The organism is Frankia tisae (assembly GCF_025403405.1).
Classification (GTDB): domain Bacteria; phylum Actinomycetota; class Actinomycetes; order Frankiales; family Frankiaceae; genus Frankia; species Frankia tisai.
The window spans coordinates 1-11,228 of record NZ_JANEZT010000220.1; the positions used below are offsets into that span (position 1 = coordinate 1).

An 11,228-nucleotide genomic window follows, 5' to 3' on the forward strand; every position below is an offset into this window, starting at 1 on the left:
GACCCGCGGCGCGGCGGGGACGCTACGCGAGAACCGCGGCGCGGGGGCGGGCTGCGCGACGCCGGCCACGTCGATCAGGATCTCCCGGGCGGCCATGTGCGGGTGCGCGGTGGCCTCGTCGAAGTCCAGCACCGGGGTGACGCAGGCGTCGAGGGGGTCGAACACGGCCGCCCACTCGTCGCGGGTGCGTCCGGCGAAGGCCTTGGCGAACGCCTCGCGCAGCTCCGGCCAGCGAGCCCGGTCGTCCTGGCCGGGCAGCGCGGCCGGGTCGAGGCCGAGGCCGGTGACGAACGTGGCGTAGAAGCGGGGTTCGAGCGCGCCGACGGCCATGTAGCCGCCGTCGGCGGTCTCGTAGACGTCGTAGAACGGCGCGCCGGTGTCGAGGCGGTTGGAGCCGCGCTCGTCGTTCCAGCGCCCGCGCCCGCGCAGCCCCCAGACCATGTGCGCGAGCAGGCTCGCGCCGTCGACGATGGCCGCGTCGATGACCTGGCCCCGCCCGGAGCGCTCCCGCTCGACCAGCGCGGCGAGGATGCCCACCACCAGGTAGGTGGAGCCGCCGCCGAAGTCGCCGACCAGGTTCAGCGGCGGTACCGGCGCCTCGCCGGCGCGCCCGATCGCGTTGAGCACGCCGGTGATCGACAGGTAGTTGATGTCGTGGCCGACCCGGTCCGCCAACGGTCCCTGCTGGCCCCAGCCGGTCATCCGCCCGTAGACCAGCCGCGGGTTGCGGGCCGCGCAGTCGTCCGGGCCGAGGCCGAGGCGTTCGGTGACGCCGGGGCGGAAGCCCTCGATCAGCACGTCGGCGCCGGCGATCAGGTCCAGCACGCCGTCGCGGGCCGCGGGATCGCCCAGGTCGGCCTCGACGAGGCGGCGCCCGCGCTGCACCGGCTCGGCCGGCACGCCCGGCTTCGGCACGGAACCCGGCCGGGCCACCCGGACCACGTCCGCGCCCAGGTCGGCGAGCATCATCGCCGCGTGCGGGCCGGGGCCGATCCCGGCGAGCTCGACGACCCGGATGCCGGCGAGTGGGCCCGCGGCGCTCGTCGGTTCGGGCAACGCCGTCCCTCCTCCTGGTTCCCGCCCGTGCGCGCCTGGCGCCAGGTGGTTCCGTCGCCCCGGTTTTTGCCGGGCAGGTCAGTGTCTCAGAGCGGCTCAGCAGAGCTCTTCTGACACTCTGTTTATAGCATCAGTGCCCTGTCGTGAGCATTTTATGATCTTCAATGGGACGTGGTTCTGGCAACGCCGTCGGCCACCAGGGCGCAGCCGGTACCGGCCGGAAAGGGACTCAGGAGCGGCCGCGCTGGGCGCTGAGCGTGAATCCGGGATAGCCGTCGGCGGCGACGGCGGCGCAGCGCTTGTGGTAGCGGCCGACCCCGCCGACGTAGGGCATGAACACCCGCGGCCGGCCCGGGATGTTCGCGCCCAGGTACCAGGAGTTCGCCTGCGGGTAGAGCGTGCGCGCGGCGGCGGCGTTGACGTCGGCCACCCAGTCGTCCTCGGCGGCGGGGTCCGCCTCGATCGTGGTCAGGCGGTGGGCGTCGAGGTAGGCCAGGCAGTCGCCGATCCAGTCGACGTGCTGCTCCAGGGAGACGAACGCGTTGGAGATCACCGAGGGGCTCCCGGGGCCCGCCACGACGAACAGGTTCGGGAACCCGCTCATCCCCAGCCCCAGGTAGGTGCGCGGCCCGTGCGCCCAGTGGTCGGCGAGCCGGCGCCCGCCGCGGCCGCGGATGTTCATCGCCAGCAGCGCCCCGGTCATCGCGTGGAAACCGGTCGCGTAGACGAGGGTGTCCAGCTCGTGCACCCGCCCGCCGGCCCGCACCCCGGTCTCGGTGATCTCGGTGATCGGGTCGCGGCGGACGTCGACGAGGGTGACGTTGTCGCGGTTGAACGTGTCGTAGTAGTCGTTGTCGACGCAGATCCGCTTGGTGCCGATCGGGTGGTCCGTCGGCGTCAGCGTCGCGGCGACCTCGGGATCGCGCACGATCTGGCGGATCTTGTCACGGACGTAGTCGGCGGCGAGGTCGTTGGCCGCGGGGTCGAAGATGAGGTCGTCGAAGGCGGCCATGTACTCGAAGCCGCCCAGCCCCCAGCGCGCCGAGAACTCCCGGTCGCGTTCCTGCGCCGAGGCGGTGAGGGCGTGGACGCGGTTCTGGCGCAGCAGCATCCCGCCGAACGACCGCCGGGCCCGTTCGCGGTACTCGCCGTAGTGCGCCTTGCGCTCGTGGGCCACCTCCGGGTCCAGCGGCACGTTCAGCCCCTGGACGCTGAAGTTCGCGCTGCGCTGGAACACCGTCAGGTGGCCCGCGACCTGGGCGATGAGCGGGATGCACTGGATGCCCGAGGCGCCGGTGCCGACGACCCCCACCCGCTGGCCGGCCAGGTCGACCTGTTCGGCCGGCCAGGTCGCGGTGTGCAGGACGCGCCCGGTGAAGCGGTCGGCCCCCGGGAGGTCGGGGACGTTCGGCACGGACAGGCAGCCGGTCGCCATGACGCAGAACCGGGCGCGCACCCGCTGGCCGCGGTCGGTGGTGACCAGCCAGCGCCCGTCGCCCTCGTCGAACGTCACCGATGTGATCCGGGTGGCGAACACGATGTCGCGGCGCAGGTCGAACCGGTCGGCCACGTGCCGGGCGTAGGCGAGCATCTCCGGCTGTTCGGGGAAGCGCCGGCTCCACTCCCAGTCCTGCTGGAGCTCCTCGGAGAAGGAGTAGGAGTACTCCAGGCTCTCGATGTCGCAGCGGGCCCCCGGGTAGCGGTTCCAGTACCACGTGCCGCCGACGTCGTCGGCCCCGTCGTAGGCCCGCACCCGCAGCCCCTGCCCGCGCAGGCGGTGCACCGCGTACATGCCGGCGAAGCCGGCGCCGACGATCAGGACGTCGAGATCCTCGAGGTCGCCGATGGGCATGGGGCGCACGCTAGCCGGAATCTGACGTTCGCGTCAACATTCTCCACCCGCGTCGGCCGCCGGGAAAAGGGCCGGGATGGGCGGCTTCCGGTTGTGGTCGACTACGGAGCATCTGACGTCCTGTTCATGGGTCAGGTGCCGACGTAGGTCGCGAGGTGCTCGCCGGTGCGGGTGGAGCGGGCGGCGACGAGGTCGGCGGGGGTGCCCTCGAAGACGATCCGGCCGCCGTCGTGGCCGGCGCCGGGGCCGAGGTCGATGATCCAGTCGGCGTGGGCCATGACCGCCTGGTGGTGCTCGACGACGATGACCGACCTGCCGGCGTCGACGAGCCGGTCGAGCAGGCCGAGCAGGCGTTCGACGTCGGCGAGGTGCAGGCCGGCGGTCGGCTCGTCGAGGACGTAGACGCCGCCCTTGGCGGCCAGGTGGGTGGCCAGCTTGAGTCGCTGCCGCTCGCCGCCGGACAGGGTGGTCAGCGGCTGGCCGAGGGCGAGGTAGCCGAGCCCGACGTCGGCGAGCCGGCCGAGGACGGCGTGCGCGGCCGGCGTGCGCGCCTCGCCGGCGCCGAAGAACTCCGCGGCCTCGGTCACCGACATCGCGAGTACCTCGCTGATGTCGCGGCCGCCGAGGTGGTGGTCCAGCACCGAGGCCTCGAACCGCTTGCCCTCGCACTGCTCGCAGGTGGTGGCGACGCCGGCCATCATCGCCAGGTCGGTGTAGATGACGCCGGCGCCGTTGCAGGTGGGGCAGGCACCCTCGGAGTTGGCGCTGAACAGCGCCGGCTTCACCCCGTTGGCCTTCGCGAACGCCGTGCGGATCGGATCGAGCAGGCCGGTGTACGTCGCCGGGTTGCTCCGTCGCGAGCCGCGGATCGCGGTCTGGTCGATCGACACCAGCGCCCCGGCGACCGCCTCGCCGTCGCCGCCCCGCGTGGACCGGGGCCCCGCGCCCGCGCCGGCCGGGCCGAACAGGGGCGGCAGCGAGCCGTGCACGAGCGAGCTCTTGCCGGAGCCGGCGACGCCGGTGACGACGACCAGCACTCCGAGCGGGATGTCGACGTCGACGTCGCGCAGGTTGTGCGCCGTCGCACCGCGGATCTCCAGCCGGCCGGTGGGCGTGCGCACCGTCGCCTTGAGGGCGGCGCGGTCGTCGAGATGGCGGCCGGTGAGGGTGCCGCTGGCCCGCAGCCCGGCGACGGTGCCCTCGAAGCAGACGGTGCCGCCCGCCGTTCCGGCGCCGGGGCCGAGGTCGACGACGTGGTCGGCGATCGCGATCGTCTCCGGGGTGTGTTCCACGACGAGCACCGTGTTGCCCTTGTCCCGCAGCCGCAGCAGCAGGTCGTTCATCCGCGCGATGTCGTGGGGGTGCAGGCCGATGGTGGGCTCGTCGAAGACGTAGGTGACGTCGGTGAGCGAGGACCCGAGGTGGCGGATCATCGTGACGCGCTGCGCCTCGCCGCCCGACAGCGTGCCCGACGGCCGGTCGAGCGCGAGGTAGCCCAGCCCGATCTCCACGAACGAGTCGAGGGTGTGGTGCAGCTTTGCGAGCAGCGGCGCCACCGACGGCTCGGCCAGCGCGCGCACCCACCCGGCGAGGTCGCTGATCTGCATCGCGCAGGCGTCGGCGATGCTGATCCCGGAGATCTTCGATGATCGGGCGGCCTCGCCGAGCCGGCTGCCGCCGCAGTCGGGGCAGGTCGTGAAGATCACCGCCCGCTCCACGAACGCGCGGACGTGCGGCTGCAGCGCGTCGACGTCCTTGGCCAGGAACGACTTCTGGATCTTCGGGATCAGGCCCTCGTAGGTCAGGTTGACGTTGTCAACCTTGATCTTGGTCGGCTCCTTGTGCAGCAGGTCCTGCAGCTCCCGCTTGGTGAACCGGCGGATCGGCTTGTCCGGGTCGAAGAAGCCGCAGCCGCCGAAGATGCGCCCGTACCAGCCGTCGACGCTGTAGCCGGGGACGAGGAGCGCGCCGGCGTTGATGGACCTGCTGTCGTCGTACAACTGCGTCAGGTCGAAGTCGGTGACCGCGCCCCGGCCCTCGCAGCGCGGACACATGCCACCGGTGCGGGTGAAGGTCTTCTTCACCGCCCTGGCGGCACCGCGTTCGACGGTGATCGCACCGCTCGCCCGGACCGAGGGAACGTTGAAGGAGTACGCGCCCGGCGGGCCGATGTGCGGCCGCCCGAGCCGGCTGAACAGGATGCGCAGCATCGCGCCCGCGTCGGTGACGGTGCCGACCGTGGACCGGGCGTCGCCGCCCATTCGCCGCTGGTCGACGATGATCGCGGTCGTCAGCCCCTCGAGCACGTCGACCTCGGGGCGCGCCAGCGTCGGCAGGAAGCCCTGCACGAAGGCGCTGTACGTCTCATTGATCATCCGCTGCGACTCCGCGGCGATCGTGCCGAACACCAGCGAGCTCTTCCCCGAACCGGAGACGCCGGTGAACACCGTCAGCCGGCGCTTCGGGAGCTCGACGCTGACGTCCTTGAGATTGTTCTCCCGCGCACCCTGCACACGGATCAGCTCGTGGCTGTCGGCAACGTGCAGCATCGGCGCCGATGCCGGCGCCGATGCCGGCGACCGTGGGTCCGTCGTGGTGACCATCAAAGCCTCCGGTTCGCTACGGCGGGGGTCCGCGGGTCGCTCAGCGGACCTCGTTGATGCGGATCAGGTTGCCGGCGGGGTCGCGCAGGGCGCAGTCGCGAACCCCGAACGGCTGCACGGTCGGTTCCTGGACGACCTCGGCGCCGCTGGCCTGCAGCCGGGTGAAGGTGCCGTCGAGGTCGGCGGTGGCCAGGGTGACGCGGGCGTAACTACCCTTCGCCATCATCTCGACGATGGTGCGGCGCTCGTCGTCGGTGATGCCGGGGTCGGCGGCCGGCGGCTCCAGGACGATGCACATGTCGGGCTGCTTGGCGGGGCCGACCGTGATCCAGCGCCTTCCGCCGTAGCCGACGTCGTTGCGGACCTCGAAGTCGAGGGCGTCGCGGTAGAAGGCCAGCGAGGCGTCCGCGTCGGTGTGCGGGAGGAAGGTCGTGTGAATGGTGAGATCCATGGTGATCAGGCTAGGCGCGGCCCGGTGAGCTGTGCTTCTCGATTCCTGACCGGTCTGGTGACCTGTTTCGCCACGCAGGAGGGCATCCCCGCCGCGGTACGCCCCGACTCACGCCGGTACACGCTCGGTGCCACCCCGACCAGCTCGGTGAAACGGCTGCTGAAGGTGCCCAGCGACGAGCAGCCGACCGCGAAGCAGACCTCGGTGACGCTGAGGTCGCCGCGGCGCAGCAGCGCCATCGCCCGCTCGACGCGGCGCGTCATCAGGTAGCCGTACGGCGACTCTCCATAGGCAAGTCGGAACTCGCGGCTGAGGTGCCCGGCCGACATGTGCACGCCGCGGGCGAGCGCCTCGACGTTCAGCGGACGGGCGTACTCCCGGTCGATCCGGTCGCGAACACGGCGCAGCCGCGCAAGATGGTGCAGCCGCGCAAGGTCACGCAGCTGCTGTGCCGTGGCGGTTCTGCTGGTCACCTGCGAAATCGTGCCACGCCACGCCCGCTCGGCCCAGGCGCACACGCCCCGCCGGCGGCCACCGCGTCATCAATAAGCACATACAGGTAGACGTAGCTGGTGCTCTGTTGGCACCATGAGCAGCGTCTCAGCGGTCGAACGGACCTCGCCGGCCGCCCGGGCCTGACCCGTGTCTGTGCCCCCCGCCAGTCCCGATCGGAGATTCCATGGACAACGCAGAGCTGCGGACCCGCGTAGGCGCCGCCCACCTCCTTGCGTCCTACCAGTACTTCGCCGACTCCGGCCGGCTCGGGCCGCTGGTGGACCTCTTCCTCCCCGACGCGGTGTTCCGGATCAACGACGACACCAACGTCGGCCGGGACGCGATCGAGGCCTACTTCCGCAGCGCGGGGGAGAGCTTCCGCGGGGTCGACATCCTCCCGGGCCGCCACCATCTCAGCTCGATCTACGTCGACCCCCACGCGGAGGGCGGCGCCGCCACCTACGCCTGCTTCCAGTACATCGGCATCCGCGGGCTGGACCACTGGGGCACCTACCGCGACGAGGTCGTCGAGGTCGACGGTACGTGGCGGTTCGCCCGTCGCCGGGTGACGGTCGAGGGCTTCGCCGCGAACTCGCCACTGGCGCCCGTCGCGCTGCGCGGGCCGGGGGCCTGACCGCGACGCGCCGACTCCGGCGAACCGATCGGTCGACCCATCGGCCGGTGTCATCGGAGGATCGTGGCTGTGATCCTCTCCGGTGGCACGCGCCGGCCGGTCGAGGGTGTGTCCGTGCGGTCGCCCGGTAGGGGTCTGGCCGGGTAACCGTTCGTCCGAAGGAGTCGCCTTATGGCCGATGATGCCGTGAACACCCCGTCGACCGCCGCACCACTGACCGTCGCCGTGATCGGTTCCGGTCCGGCCGGCTTCTACACCGCGGGCGCGCTGCTGGAACAGAGTGGCGTCCCGGTCCGGGTGGACCTCTACGAGCGGCTGGCCACGCCGTGGGGGCTGGTGCGGGCCGGGGTGGCGCCCGACCATCCGAAGATCAAGGCGGTGGCGTCGGTGTACGCGGTGACCGCGGCCGACGAGCGCTTCCGCTTCTTCGGCAACGTCGAGGTGGGTCGGCACGTCTCCCGCGAGGAGCTGGTCGCGCGCTACGACGTGGTGGTGTACACGGTGGGGGCGCAGGGCGAGCGGCGGCTGGGAATCCCCGGCGAGGACCTGCCCGGCAGCGTGCCCGCGGTGGACGTGGTGGGCTGGTACAACGGCCATCCCGACTTCGCAGACCGGGCGCCCGACCTGTCCGGCCGGCGTGCGGTGGTGATCGGGGCGGGCAACGTCGCGCTCGACGTGGCGCGGATCCTGTGCTCCCCGGTCGAGCGGCTGGCCGCGACCGACATCGCCGACCACGCCCTCGACGTCCTGCGCGCCAGCACGCTGGAGGAGGTCGTGGTGGTGGGCCGGCGCGGGCCGGCGCAGGCGGCGTTCACGACCGCGGAACTGCGGGAGCTGCCGGAGTTCACCGGGTCGGCGGTGGACGTCGACCCCGCGGAGGTCGAGGCGCAGCCCGGCGAGGAGAAGCTGTCGCGGCTGATCCTGCGCAACCTCGCGATCCTGCGCGGCTACGCCGCGGCGAGCCAGAGCGCGGCGGGGCCGGCGTCGGCGGGGCGGCGGCGGATGGCGCTGCGCTTCCTGCGTTCCCCGGTCGAGATCCGCGGGGAGGGCAGGGTGGCCGAGGTGGTGTTCGCCCGCAACCGGCTGGAGGTGGACGCCGAGGGCTGGGTCAGCGCCGTCGACACCGGCGAGCGGGAGGTGGTCGAGGCCGACCTGGTCGTGCGGGCGGTGGGCTACAAGGGCCTGCCGCTGGTGGGCCTGCCGTTCGACGAGCGCCGCGGGATCATCCCCAACGACGCCGGGCGGGTCGCCGGGGCGGACCGCGAGTACGTCGCCGGCTGGATCAAGCGCGGTCCGACCGGGATCATCGGGACGAACCGCAAGTGCGCCGTGGAGACGGTCGCCACGCTGCTGGCCGATGTGGCCGAGGGCCGGCTGGCGCACCACCCGGGGGCCGGCGGCGTCGACCCGGTGGGCGAGGCCGAGTCCTGGCTGCGCGAGCGCCAGCCCGACCTGGTGACGGAGGCCGGCTGGCGGCTCATCGACGCGGCCGAGCGGGCGTCCGGGGAGCCGGCGGGCCGGCCGCGGGTGAAGCTGACCACGCTCGGCGCGCTCGTCGACACCGCCCTCAACCGCACCCTGACCGTCTGATGCCGGATCCGGGCCCGCCGTGCGGCGGCGGGCCCGGATCCGACCGGTCAGCGGCGGATCGCCGCCCGGATCAGTTCTCCACGCAGACGGGCGTGTCCCCCTTGGGGGTCGTCAGCTTGCCGCCGACGACCTTGGCGTACCAGTTGCAGGCGCCGACCTCGTTGGGCTGGCCCTTCGTGAACTTCAGCGGGGGCGACCACGCACCGAGGGACTGGCCGTTCAGCGCGTACAGCCCGTCGAGGATCTCGGCGCTGGTGGGCGTCGCCGAGACGTTCTTCGCCGCCGCGGCGAAGAACAGCCCCGCCTGCCAGCCGCGGCTGGCGAAGCCGTCCGGGTCGTTCCTGGTGTACTGCTTCAGCGCGGCGGTGAAGTCGGCCAGGTAGGGCTTGTCGCCGAACCACAGCGGGGCCCCGGAGGTCAGCCACGCGCCCTCGCTGGCCGGCTGGATGAGGTTCGGCTGGAACACGCCGCCGGAGAAGATGTACGTCGGCTGGTAGCGCTGCGTTGAGCAGTCCTTGATGAGCCGCGCGGTGACCTGCGCGGGAACGTTCGTGATGACGGCCTTCACGCCCGCGCTGCGCAGCGACAGGCACTGCGAGGTGTAGTTCGGCGCCGAGGCCGACGCGGTCTGCACACCCGCCGAGGCGATCCCGAGGCGGGCGGAGATGCCGGAGATCAGGCCGTTGGCCTCCGCGCAGGCGGCCTGCTCGGCGCAGACGATCGTGCCGAACTTGGGCGCGCCGGCGAGCTTCACGGCATTCACCTCGCCGGTGAGGTATTCCACCGAGTTCGACGTCGCGGCGAAGAACATCGGCGACTTGCCGTACTGGGCGGTCGTGGTGATCCCGCCGATGACGGGGATGTTGTGCTGCTCGACGTAGCTGCGCCAGGAGCCGTCGGTGGCGCCGGCGAAGTTGCCGACGAGGGCGAGGACCTTGTCCTGCTCGACGAGCTGGCGGACGGCTGCGATCGACTTCGTCGGGTCGCCCTGGTCGTCCCGGCTGATCACCTCGACGGGGTGGCCGGCGAGGCCGCCGTGCGCGTTGACCCACTTCGACCAGGCGATGAGGGCGTCGCGCCCGCGCGAGTTCTGCGGGCCGAAGGCGCCGCTGTACAGGCCGACGTTACCGATCTTCAACGGTGTTCCGGTGGGTGCCGGTGTGGTGGCGGCGGGCGGGGCGTCGGCCTTCGCCCCGCCGTCGCTGCTGCCCCCACAGGCCGACACGGTGAGTAATAAAGCGGCGAATGCTGCGATACAGCCGGACAGTGTCCGTCGTCGCCTCGATGCCATCGGTGTATCCCCTTGTCAACTGTGCTCGACCGGCGGCGCCGACGCGAGGTCGGAGTGCGATCGGTCGATCGCCGTGATGATTCGTCAATGCGGGCGCGATGGCGGTCGACAGTTCACGTAGAGGTCAGGAATCCCCGCCACTTCGCCCGCGGGAGCCGAATCTTCCCGCTTACCCGTTCTGACGTCAATGTCACACCTGGGAGGGGGTGCGGGTGCGCCGCGGCTGGGGGCGCACCCGGCCGCGCGGCAGGTCGGACCGGGTAGTCCGCCGCCATGCCGGAAGGCGGCGCGAGGCCGGGAATGTGTGCGTATAATTTGCCGCCTTCTGGCGACGGCGTTTCGCATTTCGCGGTGCGCTAAACGGTGCGGCGGGTAGCGTGAGCCGTTTCCTCGGCCGGGTGCCGTGGCGTGGCGCGCCCCGGTCTCCGGCGGGTTCGGTGTGAAGGCGGCAGGCGAATCTTCGCCGCGGAACGGCAATCGACTGGATATCGGAGATATGCCCCGTTTCGGTCCTTCGCGCCTGCGGCTGCCGCCAGCCGGCGATCACTGAGAGTGATTTCTGGGGTGAGAGTGACGAAGGTGCCTGCCGGGCCGGTGGCCACGGGGGTGTCGACCGGTGCCGGGACGGCTCAGAAACTTTCCTGATCTTTCCGATTGCTGTAGACACAATGTCAGATGCTGCGGTGGCGCGGCGTCTCGCGTACTGCGCCGCGAGGGGTCCGGACGGGTGGGAGGCCATGTCGATGAGCTCTGCTGACGCGTCGTTGCGGCAGTGGTGGGAGCTGGTGGAAGGGCGGGCCGCGGCAACGCCCGACCTACCGATGCTGGTGGACAACCACGACCGTCGGATCAGTTTCGGCGAGTTTCGCGAGCTGGCTCTGCGGGTCGCCGCCGGCTTGGCCGCGACGGGGGTCGGCGCCGGCACCCAGGTGAGCTGGCAGCTACCGACCACCATCGAGAGCGCCGTGCTGATGAGCGCGCTCAGCCGCCTGGGCGCGGTGCAGAACCCGATCATTCCCCTGCTGCGCGAGGCCGAGGTCGACTTCATCGTCGAGCAGCTCGGCACGACCCTGCTGATCGTCCCGGCGGTGTTCCGCGGCTTCGACTACCGGCCGATGGCCGAGACCATCGCGGCCCGGCGCGGCCTGCGCACGATGGTCTGCGATCCCTACCTGCCGCCGGACCCGGCGACGGCGCGGCTGACCGGCCCGCCGGTGGACACGGACTGGTTCGCCGACTTCCCGCTGCCGCTCGGG

Annotated in this window: 9 protein-coding genes; 3 read left to right on the top strand and 6 right to left on the bottom strand. The window is 71.9% G+C overall.

Annotated elements, in window-relative coordinates:
• The 5 genes from NBZ85_RS19775 to NBZ85_RS19795 all read right to left on the bottom strand — a co-directional run.
• Window positions 1–1,056: CaiB/BaiF CoA transferase family protein (locus tag NBZ85_RS19775; RefSeq protein WP_261562384.1), on the bottom strand; the 1,056-nt coding region annotated here is incomplete at its 3' end.
• Between the two features lie 229 nt (window positions 1,057–1,285).
• The gene (locus tag NBZ85_RS19780) at window positions 1,286–2,908 is read right to left on the bottom strand and encodes a flavin-containing monooxygenase (protein WP_261558348.1); all 1,623 of its coding nucleotides are present in this window, start codon (window positions 2,906–2,908) and stop codon (window positions 1,286–1,288) included.
• 131 nt (window positions 2,909–3,039) lie between these two features.
• On the bottom strand, window positions 3,040–5,511 hold the full coding sequence (locus NBZ85_RS19785) for an ATP-binding cassette domain-containing protein (RefSeq protein ID WP_261558350.1): 2,472 nt from the start codon (window positions 5,509–5,511) through the stop codon (window positions 3,040–3,042).
• Window positions 5,512–5,551: 40 nt separating this feature from the next.
• Entirely contained in the window at window positions 5,552–5,962 is a 411-nt protein-coding gene (locus NBZ85_RS19790; RefSeq protein WP_261558353.1) for a VOC family protein, read from the bottom strand.
• A 5-nt stretch (window positions 5,963–5,967) separates the two neighbouring features.
• A complete protein-coding gene (locus tag NBZ85_RS19795; RefSeq protein ID WP_261558355.1) occupies window positions 5,968–6,435 on the bottom strand; it encodes a helix-turn-helix transcriptional regulator in 468 nt (155 codons plus the stop codon).
• A gap of 206 nt (window positions 6,436–6,641) precedes the next feature.
• On the opposite strand from NBZ85_RS19795, the gene NBZ85_RS19800 reads away from it, so the two are divergent.
• Window positions 6,642–7,091 (top strand): nuclear transport factor 2 family protein, encoded by a 450-nt coding sequence (locus NBZ85_RS19800; RefSeq protein ID WP_261558357.1) that lies wholly within the window; start codon window positions 6,642–6,644, stop codon window positions 7,089–7,091.
• A gap of 171 nt (window positions 7,092–7,262) precedes the next feature.
• Window positions 7,263–8,681, top strand: a complete 1,419-nt coding sequence (locus tag NBZ85_RS19805; RefSeq protein WP_261558359.1) for an FAD-dependent oxidoreductase — start codon at window positions 7,263–7,265, stop codon at window positions 8,679–8,681.
• A gap of 70 nt (window positions 8,682–8,751) precedes the next feature.
• On the opposite strand, the gene NBZ85_RS19810 is transcribed toward NBZ85_RS19805, so the two are convergent.
• Window positions 8,752–9,972 carry an ABC transporter substrate-binding protein gene (locus NBZ85_RS19810; protein WP_261558361.1) on the bottom strand — a complete coding sequence of 407 codons (1,221 nt, stop codon included), beginning with the start codon at window positions 9,970–9,972 and terminating at the stop codon, window positions 8,752–8,754.
• A gap of 743 nt (window positions 9,973–10,715) precedes the next feature.
• Here NBZ85_RS19810 and NBZ85_RS19815 point away from each other — a divergent pair.
• Window positions 10,716–11,228, top strand: a 513-nt coding sequence (locus NBZ85_RS19815) for an AMP-binding protein (RefSeq protein WP_261562385.1), incomplete at its 3' end; no start/stop codon positions are given.

Excerpts from the sequence above, each read along its gene's own strand:
- NBZ85_RS19780 (WP_261558348.1), bottom strand. The coding sequence starts at position 2,908 with ATGCCCATCGGCGACCTCGAGGATCTCGACGTCCTGATCGTCGGCGCC.
- NBZ85_RS19785 (WP_261558350.1), bottom strand. The coding sequence starts at position 5,511 with ATGGTCACCACGACGGACCCACGGTCGCCGGCATCGGCGCCGGCATCG.
- NBZ85_RS19790 (WP_261558353.1), bottom strand. The coding sequence starts at position 5,962 with ATGGATCTCACCATTCACACGACCTTCCTCCCGCACACCGACGCGGAC.
- NBZ85_RS19800 (WP_261558357.1), top strand. The coding sequence starts at position 6,642 with ATGGACAACGCAGAGCTGCGGACCCGCGTAGGCGCCGCCCACCTCCTT.
- NBZ85_RS19805 (WP_261558359.1), top strand. The coding sequence starts at position 7,263 with ATGGCCGATGATGCCGTGAACACCCCGTCGACCGCCGCACCACTGACC.
- NBZ85_RS19810 (WP_261558361.1), bottom strand. The coding sequence starts at position 9,972 with ATGGCATCGAGGCGACGACGGACACTGTCCGGCTGTATCGCAGCATTC.